The sequence below is a fragment of the Cellulomonas sp. P5_E12 genome (genome assembly GCF_054049315.1).
The window spans coordinates 25,481-45,425 of record NZ_JBFUMP010000007.1 but is presented as its reverse complement, the minus strand read 5'-3'; the positions used below and the strand labels follow the sequence as shown (position 1 = coordinate 45,425).

The 19,945-nt window shown below is 70.4% G+C and carries 19 protein-coding genes; all 19 read right to left on the bottom strand.

Going from position 1 to position 19,945, the window contains the following annotated elements; genetic code table 11:
- Positions 1–80: 80 nt before the first annotated feature.
- The 19 genes from ACXJKA_RS08005 to ACXJKA_RS07915 all read right to left on the bottom strand — a co-directional run bounded on the left by ACXJKA_RS08005 (position 81) and on the right by ACXJKA_RS07915 (position 19,659).
- A complete protein-coding gene (locus ACXJKA_RS08005; RefSeq protein ID WP_456824662.1) occupies positions 81–1,487 on the bottom strand; it encodes a pyridoxal phosphate-dependent decarboxylase family protein in 1,407 nt (468 codons plus the stop codon).
- Positions 1,484–2,875 carry an MFS transporter gene (locus ACXJKA_RS08000; RefSeq protein WP_456824661.1) on the bottom strand — a complete coding sequence of 464 codons (1,392 nt, stop codon included), beginning with the start codon at positions 2,873–2,875 and terminating at the stop codon, positions 1,484–1,486. The genes ACXJKA_RS08005 and ACXJKA_RS08000 overlap by 4 nt, the downstream gene beginning before the upstream one ends.
- Positions 2,876–2,969: 94 nt before the next feature.
- Complete coding sequence (nusB, locus tag ACXJKA_RS07995; RefSeq protein ID WP_456824660.1) at positions 2,970–3,386, bottom strand: transcription antitermination factor NusB; 417 nt, start codon at positions 3,384–3,386, stop codon at positions 2,970–2,972.
- 1 nt (position 3,387) lies between these two features.
- On the bottom strand, positions 3,388–3,951 hold the full coding sequence (gene efp, locus ACXJKA_RS07990) for an elongation factor P (RefSeq protein WP_456824659.1): 564 nt from the start codon (positions 3,949–3,951) through the stop codon (positions 3,388–3,390).
- A 121-nt stretch (positions 3,952–4,072) separates the two neighbouring features.
- Positions 4,073–4,513 carry a type II 3-dehydroquinate dehydratase gene (aroQ, locus tag ACXJKA_RS07985; RefSeq protein ID WP_456824658.1) on the bottom strand — a complete coding sequence of 147 codons (441 nt, stop codon included), beginning with the start codon at positions 4,511–4,513 and terminating at the stop codon, positions 4,073–4,075.
- Between the two features lie 49 nt (positions 4,514–4,562).
- On the bottom strand, positions 4,563–5,687 hold the full coding sequence (gene aroB, locus ACXJKA_RS07980) for a 3-dehydroquinate synthase (protein ID WP_456824657.1): 1,125 nt from the start codon (positions 5,685–5,687) through the stop codon (positions 4,563–4,565).
- Positions 5,684–6,250 carry a shikimate kinase gene (locus tag ACXJKA_RS07975; protein WP_456824656.1) on the bottom strand — a complete coding sequence of 189 codons (567 nt, stop codon included), beginning with the start codon at positions 6,248–6,250 and terminating at the stop codon, positions 5,684–5,686. Before ACXJKA_RS07975 ends, aroB begins: the two co-directional genes overlap by 4 nt.
- Entirely contained in the window at positions 6,247–7,437 is a 1,191-nt protein-coding gene (aroC, locus tag ACXJKA_RS07970) for a chorismate synthase (protein WP_456824655.1), read from the bottom strand. The genes ACXJKA_RS07975 and aroC overlap by 4 nt, the downstream gene beginning before the upstream one ends.
- 76 nt (positions 7,438–7,513) lie before the next feature.
- Entirely contained in the window at positions 7,514–8,317 is an 804-nt protein-coding gene (locus ACXJKA_RS07965) for a hypothetical protein (RefSeq protein WP_456824654.1), read from the bottom strand.
- Position 8,318: 1 nt separating this feature from the next.
- Positions 8,319–9,017, bottom strand: a complete 699-nt coding sequence (locus ACXJKA_RS07960) for a PilN domain-containing protein (RefSeq protein ID WP_456824653.1) — start codon at positions 9,015–9,017, stop codon at positions 8,319–8,321.
- Positions 9,014–10,078 (bottom strand): type IV pilus assembly protein PilM, encoded by a 1,065-nt coding sequence (gene pilM, locus ACXJKA_RS07955; RefSeq protein WP_456824652.1) that lies wholly within the window; start codon positions 10,076–10,078, stop codon positions 9,014–9,016. The genes ACXJKA_RS07960 and pilM overlap by 4 nt, the downstream gene beginning before the upstream one ends.
- A gap of 100 nt (positions 10,079–10,178) precedes the next feature.
- Positions 10,179–10,979, bottom strand: coding sequence for a prepilin peptidase (locus ACXJKA_RS07950; protein ID WP_456824651.1), 801 nt, complete (start codon positions 10,977–10,979; stop codon positions 10,179–10,181).
- A gap of 37 nt (positions 10,980–11,016) precedes the next feature.
- Positions 11,017–12,609, bottom strand: coding sequence for a hypothetical protein (locus ACXJKA_RS07945; RefSeq protein WP_456824650.1), 1,593 nt, complete (start codon positions 12,607–12,609; stop codon positions 11,017–11,019).
- A complete protein-coding gene (locus ACXJKA_RS07940; RefSeq protein ID WP_456824649.1) occupies positions 12,606–13,265 on the bottom strand; it encodes a PilW family protein in 660 nt (219 codons plus the stop codon). Before ACXJKA_RS07940 ends, ACXJKA_RS07945 begins: the two co-directional genes overlap by 4 nt.
- Positions 13,258–14,982 carry a type IV pilus modification PilV family protein gene (locus ACXJKA_RS07935; protein WP_456824648.1) on the bottom strand — a complete coding sequence of 575 codons (1,725 nt, stop codon included), beginning with the start codon at positions 14,980–14,982 and terminating at the stop codon, positions 13,258–13,260. Before ACXJKA_RS07935 ends, ACXJKA_RS07940 begins: the two co-directional genes overlap by 8 nt.
- A 256-nt stretch (positions 14,983–15,238) precedes the next feature.
- Positions 15,239–17,110: a pilus assembly PilX family protein gene (locus ACXJKA_RS07930; RefSeq protein WP_456824647.1), complete on the bottom strand. Its 1,872-nt coding sequence runs from the start codon at positions 17,108–17,110 to the stop codon at positions 15,239–15,241.
- 89 nt (positions 17,111–17,199) lie between these two features.
- Entirely contained in the window at positions 17,200–17,970 is a 771-nt protein-coding gene (locus ACXJKA_RS07925) for a PilW family protein (RefSeq protein WP_456824789.1), read from the bottom strand.
- Positions 17,970–19,073, bottom strand: coding sequence for a type IV pilus modification PilV family protein (locus ACXJKA_RS07920; protein WP_456824646.1), 1,104 nt, complete (start codon positions 19,071–19,073; stop codon positions 17,970–17,972). The genes ACXJKA_RS07925 and ACXJKA_RS07920 overlap by 1 nt, the downstream gene beginning before the upstream one ends.
- 106 nt (positions 19,074–19,179) lie before the next feature.
- Entirely contained in the window at positions 19,180–19,659 is a 480-nt protein-coding gene (locus ACXJKA_RS07915; RefSeq protein WP_456824645.1) for a type II secretion system protein, read from the bottom strand.
- Positions 19,660–19,945 lie beyond the last annotated feature (286 nt).

Here is a 19,945-nt window from a genome sequence, read left to right as displayed (position 1 = left end):
ATGTCTCTCGAGCAGCCACCCTACCTCGCAGAACGGGCGCCCCTGACGTGGTGTTCGTCATGCGCCTTGCGCGGTGTCTATCACGCCCGCGACGGGTCGATCGCCCCCGCCAGCACCTGGATCAGCAGGGGGTGCACGATCTCGGCCGGCAGCGCCTCGAGCGTGGCCATGACCCCGGCCAGCTCGTCGGGGAGGCCCTCGGTCAGCACCCGGCCGGCGAGCGACGGGTCCGGGACAGCCGGCGGCTGGCCCCGCACCGCGTCCGCGGCGGCGACGAGCGCGGCGACGAGGTCCTCGACGATCCCCGCCGTCACCGCGGTGACCGTGAGATGGGCCGTCCGCGGCAGCGGCGCGCCGCCGGGCTGGTTCATCGCCGGCTGCGCCTGCAGCAGCCAGCCGCGCCGGCGCACCTCGTCGATGAACGTGAAGGGGTCCACCCACTCGTCCGCGGGCACGGACTCGTCCGTGGCGAGCGCGATGAGCGGCCCGGTCGGCGTGCCGACGACCCGCAGGCCCCGGATCCCCGCCGCGGCCTCGACCAGGCGGTCGGTGGCGCGCCGCGTCGCCGCGACGAGCTCCGCCAGCCCTTCCGTGCCGAGCACCTCGAGCACCGCCCACGCGGCGGCCATGGACCCCGCTCCCCGCGAGCCCAGCACGGTCGGGTTCACGACGGGGTACCCGGGCCACGCGGTCGTCGCGAAGTACTGCGCGCGGTGGCGCTCGCGGGCGCGGTAGAGCACGACGGACGCCCCCTTGGGGGCGTAGCCGAACTTGTGCAGGTCCGCCGAGATCGACGTGACGCCCGGCACCGCGAGGTCCCACGGCTCGTCGATCCCGCCCCACCAGGGCAGCACCCACCCACCGACGCAGGCGTCGACGTGGCAGGCCACCCCGCGCGCGGCGGCACCGGCCGCGACCTCGGCGACCGGGTCGATGGCGCCGAACGGGTAGCTGGGCGCGCTGACGACGACGAGAGCCGTCCGCTGGTCGACCCGCGCGAGGACGTCGGCGGCGCTCGGGACGCCCGTCGCGGGGTCGACCCCCACCGGCACGACGTCCAGGTCGAGGTAGTGCGCGGCCTTGTGGAATGCGGGATGCGCCGTCGTCGGCAGCACGAGGGTCGGTCGAGCGTGCGCGCGGGACGGGTCCGCCGCCCGCCACAGGTCGCGCGCCGACTTCACCGCGAGCATGCAGGACTCGGTGCCACCCGACGTGACGGAGCCGACCGTGTCGGCGTCGCCGTGGAGCACGTCGCGGGCGAAGGCGACCAGCCGGCCCTCCAGCGCGGCGACGGACGTGAACGTCGTCGGGTCCAGGCCGTTGACCGGCAGGAACAGGCGGACCGCCTCGGCCGCGACCGCGTCGAGCTCGGGGCGACCCGGGTCGTAGACGTACGACAGGACGCGTCCCCCGTGCGTGGGCGGGTCCGCCGCGCGCAGGCCGGCCAGGTCGGCGAGGACGTCGTCGGAGGTGCGGGGGGTGCTCACGGGCGGGACTCCTCGATCGAGCCGGCGGGGGCTTCGTCGACGACGGCCTCCGACAGGGGGTAGCGGGACAGCGGCAGGAGGCTGACGAAGGCGAGCACCGCGGGCAGCACGGAGAACGCGAGCGTGATCCCCGTCAGCGCGGACGCCGGCTGGGTGACCACCTCGTCGCCCGTCCGCGAGGTGAAGCCGGTCAGGGCGAGCATGCCGAGCACGAGCGTGGGGCCGAGGGCGAGGCCGGCGGTCTCCCCCGCCGTCCAGACGCCGCCGAGCACGCCGGCGCGGTCCTCGCCGCGCTCGCGGGCGTCGACGGCGACCACGTCGGGCAGCATCGCGAGCGGGTAGAGCTGCATCCCCGCGTACGCGACCCCGGCGAGGGCCACCGAGGCGTAGACCCAGCCGCCCGGCGCCCAGCGCATCGGCAGCAACGAGAGCGCCGCGACGGCGAACAGCGTGGACGCCCCGACCAGCGAGGTGCGCTTGCCGACCCGTCGGGCGAGCCTCGTCGCGAGCGGCATGACCAGCAGGGCCGGCGCGACGAGGGCGACGAAGAGGTACGTCACGGCGCCCTCGGACCCGAGCGTGTACGTCGCGACGTACTGCGCGCCGGCGAGCATCGCCCCGGTCGCCAGCGCCTGCAGCACGAACGTCGACAGGAGCAGGCGGAACGCGGGGATCTCGCGCAGCGCGGCCAGGCCGAGACGCAGCGCCTCGCCCTTGCGCTCCGGGCGGCGCTCGACGGGCTGCCCCGCCGCCACTGCGTCGCGGGGAGCGCCCCACCACGCGGTGAGCATGCCGAGCCCGATGACCAGACCACCGACAGCGCCCATCACCGCGTACCCCGTGCGCCCGCCGCCCGCGGCGTCGCGCACCAGCGGCCCGCCCGCGCCGAACGCGAGGATGGCGACGGCGAGGACCGCGATGCGCGGGGCGAGCAGCCGCGTCCGCGACCGGTAGTCGGGCGCGATCTCGGCCGGCAGCGCGATGTACGGCACCTGGAAGACGCTGAACGAGGTGGCCGCGGCGACGAAGGCGACGACCACCCACGCGGCCGCCGACCAGCCCGTGAGCGCGCCGGGCACCACGAAGAGGGCCGCGAAGAGCACCGGGATGGTCACCGCGCCCGCGAGCAGGAACCGTCGGCGGTTGCCGTGCCGGGCGGCGGACCGGTCCGACGCCGCGCCGATGAACGGGTCGATCACGACGTCCCACAGCTTGGGGACGGTCACGACCAGGCCCGCGAGGCCCGCGGCGACGCCGAGCGTGTCGGTCAGGTAGTACGCGAGCACCAGGCCGGGCAGGGTGCCGAAGCCGCCCGTGCCGACCGACCCGAGCGCGTAGGTGACGACCGTGCGGCGAGAGAGCGGCGCGGCGGCGAGCGGCGATGTCACGGCGTGAATGATGCCAGCCCGTGGGCCACCTGGATGCCACGCGATGCGAAGAAAGCCCGCACCCTCGTCGGGCGCGGGCTTCTTCACCTTGGGGTCACGCGAGCAGCGTCGGCTTGAGGTCGACGATCCGGCCCAGGAGGCCGTTGACGAACTGCGGTGAGTCGTCCGTCGACAGCGACCGCGCCAGCTCGACGGCCTCGTCGACCGCGACCGCGTCCGGGACGTCGTCGTTGAAGAGGATCTCCCACGTACCGATGCGCAGCAGCGCCCGGTCCACGGCCGGCATGCGGTCGATGGTCCACCCGTGCGCGTGCGTGGCCAGGAGCTCGTCGATGCGGTCCTGCCGCTCGATGACGCCCTCGACCAGGTCGACGGAGTACTGCGGCAGCGACGACTCGGTGCCCGGGTGGGCGATGCGGTCGGCGAGCAGCGTCACCGGGTCCAGGCCGCGCTGGTCGGCCTCGAACAGGACGTCGAGGGCCCGCTTGCGGGCCTTGGTGCGAGCACCCACCTCAGTCGTTCACACGGCCCAGGTAGGAACCGTCGCGGGTGTCCACCTTGACCTTCGTGTTGGACTCGAGGAACAGCGGCACCTGGATCTCGTAGCCGGTCTCCAGCGTCGCCGGCTTGGTCCCCGCCGACGAGCGGTCGCCCTGCAGGCCCGGCTCCGTGTACGTGACCTCGAGGATCACCGACGGCGGCAGCTCGACATACAGCGGCACGCCCTCGTTCGTCGCGACCATCGCGTTCTGGTTCTCCAGGAGGAAGTTCGCGACGTCGCCGACCGTGACCTCGGAGATGTGGATCTGGTCGTAGTTGTCCGTGTCCATGAACACGAAGTCCGTGCCGTCCTTGTACAGGTACTGCATGTCGCGCTTGTCGACGTTCGCCGTCTCGACCTTCAGGCCAGCGTTGAACGTGCGGTCGACGACCTTGCCGGACAGGACGTTCTTCAGCTTGGTGCGGACGAACGCGCCACCCTTGCCGGGCTTGACGTGCTGGAACTCGATGACGGTCCACAGCTGGCCGTCGATCTTGAGCACGGTGCCGTTCTTGAGGTCGTTGGTGGTCGCCACGATCGTCGCTTCCTGTCGAGTGAGAGTTCTGTGCGGTCCGCCGGAGGCGCTCCTGAGGGTGTGCGCGGCTGTCGACGGCCGCAGACCGCCGACCATCGTACCGTGCAGGCAACGTGCCGCCTCACAGGCGTGAGGCGATCGCCTCCAGCGCGAACCGATAGCCCTCGACGCCGAAGCCCGCGATGGTCCCGGTGGCGATCGGGCCGATGACCGAGACATGCCGGAACGTCTCACGCGCGTAGGGGTTGGACAGGTGCACCTCGACCAGCACGAGACCCGCGTGCGTGACCTGCGCTGCCGCATCGCGCAGCGCGTAGGAGTAGTGCGTGAACGCTGCCGGGTTGAGGGCGACGTGCGCGCGCGCGTCGACGGCCTCGTGCAGCCAGCCGACCAGCACCGACTCGTCGTCGGTCTGCCTCACCTCGGCGTCAAGCCCCAGGTCGGCCGCCCACTTCTCGACCGCCGTCGAGAGCTCCTCGTGGGTGGTCGAGCCGTAGACCTCGGGCTCACGGACTCCGAGGCGCCCGAGGTTCGGGCCGTTGAGCACCAGCACTCGCGTCATGATGACGAGCCTAGGACGGCCCGCGCCTCCGCAGAGCGAGCCGCGCGGGTCACAGTGAGATCGCCCGGGACGGGGCCGGTGCGCCCTCGCTCAGCTCGGCGTACGCCGCGGCCAAGAGCGTTGGGTCCGGGCCCTCGAGGCGCACGGGCTTGCCGATGTCCTCGAGGACGACGAACCGCAGGAGGTCGCCCCGCGTCTTCTTGTCGCGACGCATCGCCGCGAGGAGCCGGTCCCACCGGTCGCCGCGGTACGTGACGGGCAGCCCGAGCGACGTGAGGATCGAGCGGTGCCGGTMGACGACCTCGTCGGAGAGCCGCCCCGCGAGGCGCGCGAGCTCCGCGACGTAGACCATGCCCACCGAGACGGCCGCACCGTGCCGCCACTGGAAGCGCTCGACGTGCTCGATGGCGTGCGCGAACGTGTGGCCGTAGTTGAGGATCTCCCGCAGCCCGCCCTCGCGCAGGTCCTCCGCCACCACCCGGGCCTTCACAGCCACGGCGCGCTCGATGAGCTCGAGCAGGACGGGCGACGACGCCGCCGCCACGGGATCGGTGAGCACGTCCGTGTTCGCCTCGACCAGCTCGAGGATGCGCGGGTCGGCGATGAACCCGCACTTCACCACCTCCGCGAGTCCCGCGACGAAGTCGTGCTTCGCCATCGACTCCAGCGCCGCGAGGTCGCAGAGCACCCCCGCCGGCGGATGGAACGCGCCGACGAGATTCTTTCCCTCCGCGGTGTTGATGCCGGTCTTCCCGCCGACCGCGGCGTCGACCATGGCGAGCAGCGTCGTCGGCACCTGGACCACGCGGATGCCGCGGAGCCAGGTGGCGGCGACGAACCCGCCGAGGTCCGTCGTCGCGCCTCCCCCGACCGCCACGATTGCGTCTGACCGCGTGAAGTCCGCCTGGCCGAGCACCTGCCAGAGGAACGCGGCGACCTGGGCGGTCTTGGCCTCCTCGGCGTCGGGCACCTCGGCGATGAACGCCTCGTAGCCGTGGGCGCGCAGGTCCTCGCGGACGGCGTCCGCCGTCGTCGCCAGCGCGGCCGGGTGCACGACGAGGACGCGGCGGACACTGTCACCCAGGAGGTCGGGCAGCGCGCCGAGCAGGTGGCGCCCGATGACGACGTCGTAGGGCCGCTCGCCCTCGACCCGGACGGTCCGTGCGTCGGTCATGACCCGCTCCCCTCGCCGCGGCGCAGGACCGCGAGCTCCTGTTCGATCAGCTCGGCGACGTCGGCCGGTCGGTGTCCGTCGGTCAGCACCCGGACGGTCGCCAGCGCCTCGTACACCGGCCGGCGGGCTTCCATCAGCGCCTGCCACTGCGCCCGCGGGTTCCCGAGCAGCAACGGGCGCGACTGGTTGAAGCCGACCCGCGGCGCGGCATGGGCGAGCGTGACGTCGAGGAACACGATGACTCCGCCGCCCGCCGCGTAGGCCACCAGGGCCTCCTGCGACGACGGGTCGAGCACCGCTCCCCCGCCGAGCGCGAGGACGCCATCGTGCTCGGCGAGCGCCACACGCACGGCATTGCGCTCGAGCGCGCGGAAGACCGGCTCCCCGTCCTGAACGAAGATCTCGGCGATGGCCTTGCCGGCCGTGCCCTCGACGTCCTGGTCGGTGTCGCGGACTGCGAGCTGCCAGCGCTCGCCCAGCGCGAGGGCGACGGTCGACTTGCCCGAGCCGGGCGGCCCCACGAGCACGATCGCCGGGCCGCYGGAGGGGAACTCGGGCGTCACGCGAGCAGGTCCGGGATCGACGCGACGTACGCCTCGAGGTTGCGACGGACCTCGGCCACCGAGTCGCCACCGGTCTTCGCGAGCAGGGCGTCGGCCAGCACCAGGGCGACCATGGCCTCGGCCACGACGGCCGCGGGAGGCACCGCACAGACGTCGGAGCGCTGGTGCTGCGCCTTCGCGGCCTCGCCGGTCGCGGTGTCCACCGTGTCGAGCGCGCGCGGCACCGTGGAGATCGGCTTCATCGCGGCGCGGACCCGCAGGATCTCGCCGTTCGTCATCCCACCCTCGAGCCCGCCGGCGCGGTTGGTGCGCCGCACGATCCGTCCCGACGCGTCGCGCTCGATCTCGTCGTGCGCCTGCGAGCCGCGGCGGGCGGCCGTGCGGAACCCGTCGCCCACCTCGACGCCCTTGATCGCCTGGATGCCCATGAGCGCGGCGGCCAACAGGCCGTCGAGCCGGCGGTCGGAGTGCACGTACGAGCCCAGCCCGGACGGCAGGCCGTAGGCGAGGACCTCGACGACGCCACCGAGCGTGTCGCCGTCCTTGTGGCACTCGTCGATCTCGGCGACCATCGCCGCGGACGTCGCGGCGTCGAAGCAGCGCACCGGGTCGGCGTCGAGGGCGACTGTGTCGTCCGGCGTCGGAACGGCTGCGTCGTCGGGCGCTGCGACGGGCCCGATGCTGACGACGTGCGACACCAGCCGCACGCCCGCGGCCTGCTCGAGGAACCGAGCCGCGACCGTGCCGAGCGCGACGCGCGTGGCGGTCTCCCGGGCGCTCGCGCGCTCGAGGACCGGCCGGGCGTCGTCGAAGCCGTACTTGCGCATGCCCACGAGGTCGGCGTGCCCGGGACGCGGCCGCGTGAGCGGGGCGTTGCGGGCTCGCAGCAGCACGTCGGGGTCCTCGACCGGGTCGGACGACATCACGTCCACCCACTTGGGCCACTCGGTGTTGCCGATCTCGATGGCGATCGGGCCGCCCTGCGTGCGCCCGTGCCGCACGCCTCCGAGGAGCCGGACCTCGTCCTGCTCGAACTTCATGCGGGCGCCGCGGCCGTACCCGAGCCGGCGACGCGCGAGCGCCGCCTGGATGTCCTCGGAACGGACCTCGACGTCCGCCGGGAGCCCCTCGAGGATGCCGACGAGCGCCGGGCCGTGGGACTCACCGGAGGTCAACCAACGCAGCATGTGACGGATCCTCCCATGACGCGGTCCACCCTCCGGGCGAGCGCCCGGAGGGTGGACCGTGTGGGTCGCGAGTCGGTCAGTGACCGTCGACCGGGACGAGCGGGTTCTTACCCGGAACCGCGCCGGGCAGGGCCGGCGGGGTGGCGTTCGGGTCGACCGGCGCCGGGACACCGAGGGCATCCGGCAGGACGTAGGTGAAGCCCGTGATCGCCAGCTCCTGGTCGCCGACGTGCGTCTCGGGCTTGCCGCCCGATGCTGCGGCGTCGTCCTGCGACGTACCGGTGAATCCGGTGACGAGGAACAGGCGTGCCGTCGCGTTCTGCAGGTCGTAGAGGAACGCGTTCGTGTTGTCGTAGGTGCCGACGACGGTCAGCGCGAACGGGATCGCCGTGAAGCCGGCGGGTGCGCCGCCAGTGGGCGGCGCCACAACCTCGGTGCCGTCGGCCGGGGGTGTCTCCGTCGACGACGAGCCCTCTGCGGGCGCGGTCTCCGCGGGTGCGGGTGCCACCGCGACGGGTGCCGCCGCGACGACGACCGCTTGGGGAGTTGCCGGCGTGATCGTCGTGATCGTCACCTCGTGGGCGATCGCGATCTGGTCGAGCTGCCGGAGATAGTCCGAGAGCATCGCGCTCGTCGGCACCTGCTGCTGCAGGACCGCGAGCTGCGCCTGGTACTCCGGCAGCTTCTCGAAGTCCGCCTTGAGCTTGGCGACCTTCATCTCGAGGAGCTCGTTCTGCTCACGCGTCTGCTCGGCCTGGTCCCTCAGGTCCGCCGCCGCCGACATCGTCGGCGAGATAGCGAGGAACCACGCCGCGGCGGCGATGACGAGGCCGACAAAGACCGTGCCGCCGACCCAGGTGCTCTTCTTCGCGCCGGCCATGTCAGCCCTCCCCGTCGGTGGCGTCGAACCGGCGCGAGTACGCCGCGTCCGTCACCTGGACCGTCGATGCGACGGTGTAGTAGATACCGGTCTCGTCCTCGCTGACCGTGGCCGACGACACCCACGCGTCGCGCAGGCCGGGGACCGAGTTGAGCGCGTCGATCCAGGCAGAGGTGTCCGGGATCGCGGACGACCTCGCGGTGAACTGGATCTGCCCGACGCTCGGCAGCTGGAGCGGGTCGGCAGGCGCCGGCGCCGCGCTCATCGGGGTCGCGACCGTGACCGTGGTCGAGTCGAAGCTCACGTTGGCGGGAAGCACTGCCGCGATGGCGTCCACGTACGACTTCCACTGGACGTCCGTCGACATGCCGATCGCGCGGGCATTCGTCGCTGCCGCCAGGGCGTCGAGCACGACCGGGACCTCGGCGTACTGCGCCTGGGCCTGCTGGAGGCGAGTCGTCTCGGCCTGGGCCTCGGCGAGCTCCGTCGCGGCCTGAGCACCGGAGATCAGCGCGAGGCCGAACGCCCCGATGCAGCCGACGACCGTGACGACCAATCCGAGTGCGAGCCAGCGCTTGGTCGTGCGCAGCCCACGGGCCGCACGGACCTCGGGCGGGAGGAGGTTGACCTGCGGAAGCGTCCCGCTCAGCGCGGTGCCGGCGCTCGGCCGACCCTTCGGTCGTTCCAGAAGCGTGGTCATGCGGCAACTCCGTAGGCCAGTCCGACGGGGAGGGCGATGAACGACTCGTGCCCGTTCAGCGCGTTGCGCTGCACGGTCTTGGCCGACCGCAGGCCGGCAAGCGGGTCACCCAGGGTGACCGGCAGCCGGCTCGCGCTCGACAGGTACTGCCCGAGCCCGGGAAGGTGGGAACCTCCGCCGGTGAGCACGCAGACGTCGATGCCGGCGCCCGGGTTGTTGCTCGAGTAGTAGACGAAGGTGTTCCGCACCGACTCGACCAGCGCTCGCACCACGGTGCTGATCGCCTCGGCGGCATCCGCCCGCTCGGGGCCGACGGCATAGCCGATGCCAACCTCCCGCTTGACCACCTCGGCCTCCTGTGCGGCGATGCCGAGCGCGCTCGCGACGGCGGCCGTGACGTTCTGGCCCCCGGTGGGGAGCGACCGAACGAGGCGGGGTGATCCCTGCGCGGAGATGACGACGGTGGTGATCGTCGCGCCGATGTCCACGAACGCTGCCGTGGACTGGGCGAGCTCGCCGCGCGCCAGCGCGCGGTGCAGGGCGAACGCGTTGAGGTCGACCATCCGGGGCCGCAGGCCGGCGCCCTCGACCGCGATGACGTTCGCGTTCACGGTGTCCCGCTGTGCTGCGACGAGCATGCCGTGGACCGTGCGGCCCTGCGGGCCGTCGTACTCGGCCGTCGGGAAGTAGTCGAGCAGGGCGTCGTCGGTCGACATCGGCAGCAGCTCGCTCACCTGGAACGGCAAGGAAGCCTTGAGCTGGGCGAGTGGCATCCACGGCAGGTCGAGCTCGCGGACGATGACCCGCTGGTTGCCGACGCCGATGACGACGTCCTTGGACTCGAACTTTGCCTGCGCCCAGAGCTGCCGCAGGGCGCTCGAGACAGTCTCTGGCTGGACGACCTCGCCGTCACGGACGGCGCCGAGCGGGAGTGCGACCTGGCCGAAGCGCACGAGCGTCGGCGGCGTCTTGCCCAGAGGGCCGCCGTTCCCGAACTCGAGCTCCGCAGCCCGGACGCACGACGAGCCGATGTCCAGCCCGATGACGCGAGTGGTACCCACGAGAGTCCTTCCCCCGGACGATTGAGTTCATTCGTCCTATCGGGTGGCGCGCCGCCTGACTTGAGGCCGGAGCAGCAATCCCTGGGGCGGAAGTTCGACGTCAGAGGACGCCGAGGTACCAGTCCCACAGCGGCTGGCCTGCGACGATGCCGACGGCGGCGCCGAGCAGCATCCACGGGCCGAACGGGATGCCGGACTTGCGGCCCGCCCGCCCGAGGACGAGCAGGCCGACGGCGAACAGACCGCCCAGGAGGAAGGCCGAGAACCACCCGACGAAGAGCGCGCCCCAGCCGTACCAGCCGAGGTAGAGGCCGAGGACCCCCGCCAGCTTGACGTCGCCGAAGCCCATCCCCGCCGGGTAGACCAGGACGGTCACGAAGTAGACGACGTAGAGGATCACCGCGCCGATGACCGCGCGCAGCAGGGCCGCCCAGTCGGGCTCCCCGCCCGGGTTCCAGCTGGCGAGCGTGAGCAGCGCGAGCGCGACCGGGTACGCCGGCAGGACGATCGCGTTCGGCAGCCGCTTCGTGTCGATGTCGATGAGCGCGAGGGCGACCGAGATGGCTGCCAGGTACAGCAGGGCCGGCAGGACCCACGTCGGGCCGGCGAACCAGGCCGTCAGCGCGAAGAGCACACCGGTGCCCAGCTCGACGAGCGGGTATCGGGGCGAGATCGGTGCTCCGCAGTCTCGACAGCGTCCCCGCAGCAGGAGCCAGGACACCACCGGCACGTTGTCGCGCGACCGGATGGCGTGGCCGCACCGCGGGCACGCGCTCGGCGGGTGCACGACGGACTCGCCGCGCGGCACCCGCCAGACGACCACGTTGAGGAACGAGCCGATCAGCAGCCCGATCACCCCGACCGCCAGGATCAGCAGCACTCCCACGAGCGCGTCGGACATCGCCGTCACCGGTCCGTCGCCCTCCTGCCTGCCGAGGTCACGCGGACTCGCGCGTGTAGAGGATGTCGATGGAGTAGGAGTCGATCGTGGCCTGCGACGCGATCCCACCCCAGATGGGCAGTGACACGTACGCCATGTCCAGCTGGTTGTCGATAGAGACGGTGGACCCCGAGTAGACCTGGCCGACGAGCGTCGACTGGTTGGCCTTCCGGATCGCGCACGGCGAGTAGAGCAGGGTGTTGACCGTGCCGTCCACCGTGACCTGGTTGTCGAGGGAGAGGCCCTCCCCCGAGCAGGTCGTCGTCGTGGTGTAGAACTTGGCCGGCTGGATCAGGTAGAGAAGGTTCGGGTCGCTCGCCGTTCCGGTGCCGGCCACCGAGCTGATCTGCGAGTTGCCGCTGAACTGCACGCCGCCGCGCGCGACCAGGAGCAGGTTGTCGTTCAGCGTGACGCCGATGCCTTGCAGGATCACCTTGTTCGACGGGCAGTCGGCCACGACGATCGTCGGTCCGGTCAGCTTGTACGCGTTCGCGAACAGCCAGGCGCCGACCCCGTTCGCCTTGCCGTTGAGGTTCGCGCCGTGACCGTCGGCACCCACCAGGTCCGGCGTGCCGTTCGGCGGGTTGTACCAGTCGCAGGTGAAGTTGCCGGACGGCAGCGTGACCGTCGTCGTGTACTGGTGCGCTGCCCACTGCGCCTGCGTCGCGGCGTCCCAGACCCACTGGGGGAAGCTCGACGACGGCGGTGCGTCGACGGCGACGTTCGAGAAGCACTTGCCGGGCGTCCCGCACACGTCGCCGGAGACCGATCCCGCCGCGCGGGCCTGCTGGCCGAGGGCCGCCTTGTCCAGGCTCACCTTGTCCGACGACGACAGCACGCGACCACCCACGGAGGCCGACGGGTTGGTGATCTTCACCTCTCCCTTGGCCCACACGTCGACCGACACCGTGCACTGCGACTCGAGGGAGATGCGGCCCTGGGCGTAGATCGACCCGTGGAACTCCTCGTTGTTCCGGCAGGAGAAGTCGCCGTTGGTGTAGATGTCGGCGTCCGGCGTCCCCGACGCGCTCGTGAGGACGGTCTTGTTGGACATCGTCAGCGTGGAGTTGGAGAAGATGGCCTTGTCCAGGTCGTTGCCATACGCCGGGGTCAGCCGGACGAGGCTCTCGACGGACCGCTTCGCCGACGAGGTGTGTGCCAGGGCGTCGGACGTGGCGGTGCTGCGGATCTTGGCGTAGCCGACCTGGGTTGTCGGGATGGACGCGCAGGGCACCTGCGTGACGCCGTCCGGCTTGTAGTACGTGACGGTCGAGGTGACGCCGAAGTCGTCGCTCGCGACGTCGGCCGAGCTCGTCAAGGTTCCGCAAAAGGTCGGGAGGGCCGACGGAGCAGCTGCCTGCACCTGCGCCATGATCGTGTCCACCTGGGACTCCGCGGTCGAGACCGCCGACGATCGCTGCCGGTCACGTCCAGTAGCCGTGGACTCCGAGATCGCGATGCCGACGGTCACCACCATGAGGATCCCGACGAGCATCACGACGGCCATGGCAGCGACCAGCGCGATGCCGTCGTCGTCGCGCCGCGGGAGGAGCCTGCGCATCATCGTCTTCACGCCTTCCGTCTGGATCATGCCGGCGGTACCGGCGTGCACTGGCTGCCGGTGTACCCGTAGCTGGTGTTGCGGCCCGAGATCGACGCATCGATTGCGACGTCGCGGCCGGAGTCAGCGTTCTTCGCCACGAGGTGCACCTTGAGCAGGCGCTCGCCGTAGATGTTTCCCGCGCCCACATCGAGCTCGAACGGTGCCGCAGCCATGGTCAGGCCACGCGCGACGACGCCCCACGGGGTCACGGTGCCGCCGGTCTGCCACGTGGTCTCCCAGCTCCGCATCTGGAGCCGGTAGGTGCCCGAGCCGTCGGCCTTCATCTGCCATTGCACACACTTCTCGTTCCCGTTCGACTGGGTGAAGATGCGCATGCATGATCCCTTGTTGGTTCCCATGTCCTGGCAGGTGGAGACGAACGCGACCTCGTCTGCCGGGCTGAACAGCACGTTCCCGGACCGCACCTGGCGGTCGATCGTCGCGAGCGCCTGGCGCGTGGAGAACACCGCGTCCGAGGCACCCTGCGCCTCCTTGGTGACGCCCATGACCGCGATCACGGCGGTCATGATCATGGCCATCGCGACCGAGAAGACGATCATCGACACGAGCAGCTCGGCGAGGGTCATCCCGGCGTCGCCCCGACCCGCACGGGCTGCCTGCCACCGGCGTCGGCACTCACGCATTTGCTGCCGCCTTGTAGGTCGCGTCGGCGGTGACGCCGCCAAGGTCGCTCACCACGGCGAACTTGGTCAGCACGGTCGCACCGCTGCGGATCGTCACCATCACCTGCGACGTCACGGAACCGGACCCGTCGACCGAGGTCTCGCAGGCCTCGGTCTTGCAGACCGTCGCCAGTGGGCCGGTCCGAACGAGGGGCGTCCGCGTCACCTTGGGGCGCCGGACCGTGACGGTGCCTTCGTAGTCGACCGTGATTCCTGCGTAACCCACCGTCGTGAGCGGGATCGTGAGCGTGTCGGACGCCGGGACGCTACCGGCGGCGGGCGTCTGGTACCCGGCCAGGTTCACGGTCGTGTACCCGGTGCCGTTCCAGACGTCGAGCGAACCGTCGCGGGTGAACGTCGGCGTCCCCGCGCCGTAGCCCTCCTCCGAGAGGACGGACTCCTGCAGCCCCGTCACCGACCACAGGCCCTTGCTCTGCGTGAACCCGGCCGGAGCAGATGCGAACGAACTGGCACCAAGGGCAGCGGACCCGAGCTGACGCGTCGCCGCTCCGTGCGCGCAGTCCACATTGCCGCCTGCCGCGCAGGCGCCGGTGTTCGTCGCTCCCAAGATGGCGGCCACGGCACGCGACGGAGCGGCGCTCGTGCCGAACGTGGCGACGTTCAGCACGGTCCCGTTCGGCGCCTTGTACGTCAGCGTGGCCGGCGACCCGGCGGTCTGGAGCGTCGACGAGGCGCACGGCCGGAGCATCGAGGCCGGGCCAGTTGTCAGCGCGGTACCCGACGCGCCGACGCAGGTCGCGGTGTCGGCGAAGATGGCGGCGCGTGCGGATCCCGAGTCGGCCGTGGACGGTCGGAGCGAGAGCTCCCCACCGGAGCCGGACGCCTTCAGCGTGTTCGCGGAATGTGACGGCGTGTTCAGCGCGAGCGACTGGTCGGGCACCGACGACGGGTCGGAGTCGACTGCGACACCGGCCGACTCGCCGCCCGTATCGTTCGTGCCGCCCGCGACCTTCGACGCCCCCGAGGTCGCCGCGCCGGCCGTGCCGTTGGCGGTCTGCTCGACGAGGAAGTTCGTCGAGGTGCTCGCGAAGTCGAGCTGGAGCTTGGAGGCGTCGAGGCCCACCATCAACGAGGACGAGTCGACGGGGTCTGTCACGGTCACCCCGCTGAGCGCCTCGCCCGCACGGACCGTGAAGTACGCCTGGCAGGGTGCCGCGAACGGGCTCGTCGCAGTCGACAGGCATCCCGCCGGGGAGAACGTCGTGGAGCGCAGCACGGTCTCGCGCCCTGCGGGCACGACGGAGCTCTTCCATCTCACCACCGCGTTGAGGTTGAACGCCTGCGACCCCGACGCGGTGGGGGCCGCCTTCGTGACGTACGTCTGCACCCGGTACGTGACGCCGTTGATCGTCTCGTCGGTCCACTGGCCGGAGACCGTGTTGACCACCAGCGGCTCGACGACGCCCGGAAGGAGCGCTGCCGACGGCGTGAAGGTCGTCCCGCTCACCGTCGAGACGTACTGAATACCGGACTTGACGCCCATCGCCGCGTTCGGCTGCGTCACCGTGTCGTACGGGAGCGCGCGAAGACGTTCGAGCTGCTGGGTGGCGAGGGCCGTAGCTGTCTGCCGCTGTCGGGCCTGCTGGATCGTCTTCAGGCTGGAGACGACGGAGTACGTCAGCGAGAGCATGACGAGAACGGTCACGAACATGGCCACGATGACCTCGATCAGCGTGAAACCGCCGGCCCCCTGGGACTCAGCCGTCCGTCTGCGTAGCCGTTCCCCCACTGTGACCTGCCCTTCCGCCAACCTCGTGGTCGAACACCGACGGTGCGGGAGGCTCTCCGCGACCTTGTGCTCTTTCGGGTGAACGGCACGCGCGCACTCCGACTTGAGGGCTACAGACGAGAAATTGAGTGCGGAACCCGCTCGTGTCCCACAGCCCGGACAGCTGCGGCTCGCGCTACCCCCGTCACGTCTTCAGGCCGGCCGGCGTGACCACCTCACCGCTGTAGCGGAGCGTGTATTTCGCGTTCGCCCACTTCGGGAAGTAGGGCGGCGTCGAGTACTGGAGGCGTGGGTCGTACTTGTACAGCTTCAGATAGCCGTTGAAGTTGCCACTCACGGTCTGGCCGACGATGCCGCGCCAGCGCTGGGCGATCGACCCGACGACCAGGAGCGTGCCGGCGTCGCCGCCCACGTTGTACTTCTGGACCAGGAAAGAGTGCTGCAGGGTCTGGATCGAGCCCGCAATCTGCAGCCCGTCCGCCGGCGTGTATCCCGAGGCGCCGGGCTCCTTGTACCGGTGGGGCCAACCCGAGTAGTCGCCGTCGTTGACCACCTCGTTGGTCCACTCGAACGTTGACGTGCTGCGCGTCTTGCAGGACCCGTCGGGGTTCGTCTTGGTGCACACGCCGATCGACTTCACCTGGCCGACGCGCGGGTGGAAGACCTCGACGGCGTTGGTCGCCACGAGACCGAGTATGTCGGGGCTGCCGCTGCCGGTCCCGCCTGCGAGGACGAGGTCGCCCGTGGCGATGATCGACTGCGCCGCGGCCAACGTGACGCGACCCTTCAGCACCCCCTCGGCATAGAGGTTGCCCTGCCCGCAGTACTTGGTCACCTCGAGCATGTTGGCGTCGGCGTTGTACGTGCTGCTGGCGGAGCCCGGGGCAGCGCCRGTGTAGCTGCCCAACGGCAGCCGGTCGGAGGACGATGTCCCGCCGCCGAGCTCCTGGGCGTGGCACTGACGCTGCGTCGCCGGGTCGGTCGACGCGGCGACGTAGATGACCTTCTCGTTCGGGACCGGGACCGTCGCTCCCTCGTCCTTGTTCAGCGAGACGACGTCGCCGCAGTCCGGAGCGACTCCGCCCAGCACGGGGATCGCCAGAGGTCCCTGTCCGCCGTTGACCGACGTTTTGTTCCAGACCGTCATCTTGCCGTCGGCCGTGAACTTGATCCGGGTGGACCCGAAGTAGTGGCAACCCGGAACCGTGGCGAACCCGGCCGACGAGTCCTCGAGGTACAGCGGGTCGTGGTACTTCGGCTGGACGTCGTTGAAGTTCGCCACGCTGCCGTCGCGCAGGCAGGCGTCCTCCCACGTCGTCGAGTCGGCCGTCGCCGTCTTGCACTTCGGGTCGGCCGTCCAGACCTGCTTCTTGAACAGGGCCTTCTTCGAGGCGCGAAGGTTCGCCAGGATCGTGTCGTTCGTCATGACCTCGCCGTCGAGCTCGTCGCCTCCGACGAACTGAATCTCGACGCAGTTCTGACCGTCGCGCTTGGGCTTGCCGTCGGTCGCGGCGGACGAGTGCCAGTACGACGCCTTCTCCGAGCCGTCCTTGCCGCAGACCACCTTGGTGGCCCCGCTCGGGTCGTAGGCCTGCACGTTGGCCGGATCCGCCGACTCGAAGTCGGTGTAGTAGACGTAGTCCGTCGACCCACCCTTGCCAACCGTCACGTCGACCGTCCGGTAGCGACCGTTCACCCGTCCCGTGACGTACAACTGGTAGATCCCGACGCCTTGCTTGCTCGAGTCCACCACGTAGTGGAACGCGGCGGCCTTGGGGCCCGTCTGGCCGGCTTCGACCACCTGCCAGCCCGCCGTCGTCGAGGGCGTCCACGAGCAGTCGTTGCTCGTCGCGAGCATCGGACCCTTCCACGCCGGGTTGTTGCAGTCCGGCTTGTACCCGTAGACATCCTCTCGGTTCATCCGGCTGATGAAGTCCTCGACACCGGCTTGCGCCGCCGCCATGGAGCCCGTGTAGTCCTGGTCGAACCGGGCGAACTTGCTCCCGGACAGGGAGAACGCCAGCGCGGTCATGGCGAGCATGGCGAGGACGAGCATGGAACCGACAACGAGGATGATCGCCGATCCCTCATCAGAACGGCGCAAGCGGCGCCAGAGAGACGGGCGGGGAACCGAGGGCGTGACGGTCATGGTGTGGACTCATCTCCCGGACGTAGGACCGCCTGCGAGTTGGGTAGCAGGATGCGCTGGATGTACGTGGTCGGCTGCACGGACGGCTTCGAGGCGAGCTGGACCTTGACGTTCAGCTCGATCGACAGCACCTTGCCGATCTGCGCGTTGGTCAGCGCCGCACCCGGCGCGACGACCATCGGCTGGCCCAGCTCGTCGAAGTACGAGAACAGCGGAGCGGTCGGCGTCGTCACCACGCCGGTCGCCACTCGAGTCACCTTGAGGTTCGCCTTGCACGCCGCGGGCGCACCCGTCACCTCGGCGTTGCAGTACGTGTACCCGGTTGAGGTCAGGATCGGCTTGCCGAACGAGTCGTGGTCGGGGATCTGGACCTTCTCGACGAGGACGCCGACGTCCGGCGCCGTCGTCCCGACCGAGTACGTGACCCGGCTGGCCCCGATGGTGTTCCCGCCGTTGTTGAGGTTGGCGTAGAACTGCATCCCCGTCCCCGAGGCGGCGATGAATGCCGTGAGGTCGTCGCACGCCGACGTCACGCACTCGACGAGCTGGCTCGGCTTGACTGCCGTGCGGACGACCTTGCTCAGCCGCTCGCTCGCGGCGCGCGCGACGTCGATCTGGTTCTGGCGGCCGATGCTCTGTGCGTTGGTCCGCTGGAACCCGATGGTCAGCGTCGCCGTCGCCGCGATGACGACGGAGAGGATCATCATGGTCACCAGCAGCTCGGCGAGCGAGGTGCCCCGCTCGTCCCGGCGGTCTCGGCGACGCATCACGGCGTCACCGTCGGCAGCTTGACGTCGATCGTGCCGGTACCGCCTGGGGAGATCACTGCGGGGCTGTTCGGAACGCCGGTGGGTGAGCTGCCCCAGAAGGCCGTGTACTGAGTGGGCCACAGGCCGGTGAGCACCATCGTGGTGCCTGTGACAGGGATGAGCTTCGTACCGCTGGCACCCGAGTACACCGCGGCCGTCACGGAGACCTGCCCGGCGACGAGGTCGGCAGGATCCGCCGGAGCCCCCGTCGCCGTGACGAACCTCAGCGTCAAGGTCGCCGCGGCGGCGACGGTGAAGGTGGTCGTGTTGTTGAACTGGCCGCGCGCCACGATCCCGACGAGCTTCGTCGGCCCCGTGGAGCTGGCCATGTCCACGTAGCTCGCGTCGGTGACCTGGGCCGAGTACGAGCTGCCCGCGACCGCGGGGTTCACCTGGACCACGGCGCAACCGGACGTGTCCGTGACGCCGGTCCGCGTCTCGGCTGCGGAGTAGACACGCACCGTCCGTCCGACGCTCGCAGCCCCTGTGGAGTCGGAGACCCGCACAGCGACATAGCCATTGAAGCCGAGGACCTTGTCGTCCTTGCGCGGTGCGATCGACGACCGCGACACGACCGGTTGTGTGTTGCCCATCCCCGGCCACGTCACGGAGACGGTCACCCTGAGAGTCGGGTACTTGACCGCCACTCCCCCGGAGCACGCCGACGCGCCCTCGCCCGTGATGTTCCAGGCGACCTGACGCTCGACGGTGTACGCCTTCCCGTCTACCCGGAGCGGCTGCCCGGCGACGCCGCTGGCGAGCGGGTGCGGGTTGGTGACGGTGCCCTGGTTGGCGATGTTCATTGGTGCGTCAGCCGACCGCGAGAACTCCTCGCGGAGGATGTCCACCTCGCGGGCCGCCAGGTTCGCGGCCGCCACCCGGGACCTGTTGGTCACACCGAGGGCCTGCGTGTTCATGATCACGCCGATGATCGCGACCGCCATCGTGCCGAGGATGACCATGGCGATCACGACCTCGAGCAGCGAGAAGCCGCCATCCGACTGCGCGCCCGCCGTTCCATTATGCGCCGCATACATGCTGTGCCCTTCCACCGCAGACATGACCACCGAGGATGCACTGACGCAGCGCTGACGCCGCCCTACAACCACTTCGGTGGGGTGGGAGGCAGCGCCTCCCACCCCACCGAAGCGAGCTTGCGAAGGACAATCAGCAGGTGCCGGCCTCGAGGCCTGCAACGGCCGAGTACTTGAAGCCGGTAACCGCCTTGTCGCCCGACGCGTCCGTCACGTCGACGCACCAGCCCTGGTCCTTGGAAAGAGCCGGAGTGGTCGTGGGGTACTCGACACCGTCGCCGAGCAGGACCTTCTTGGAGGCGTTGCCGATGTCGGCAGCGGTGCCGGTGCCGGCTGCGAGCGCGTACTTCCCGCCACCCGTGGTGGTAACTCCGGGCTGCGTGAGAGTCGGACCGTTGGTGCCGTCCCAGTCGACGAAGAACGTCGCAATCTCCTTGCCGAGGGTCGACACGTCGGCCTTGGCGGCCGTGTCCTCGGCCTTCTTGCGCTGGTTGAGGAACACGGGGATCGCGATGGCCGCGAGGATCCCGATGATGATCATGACGACGAGGAGCTCGATAAGGGTGAAGCCCTTGTCCTTCTCCTCCATGGACTTGCGAATGCGAGCGATCATGTTCTGCTCCCCTAAAAGAGACACTGCGAGATGATGGTCGTTGTCAGCTCATCCCGGCCGGAGCCGGTTCATTCATGCATTGCGTATTTCGGGTGGGACCGGCCACACCTTGAGCGCGGGCTCCCCGCACCTTTGCGATTCACCCGACTGGCGGATCTCGCGTCGCCATATCGTGCGAACGAATTCCGCGCGCCTTGCTTGCCGGGAACGTCGTGGCGCCCCGGGGCGCCGCCGCCACCGGATCTCTGAGGCGTTGCACAAATGCACGTGGGGCGCGAGCTTGTGC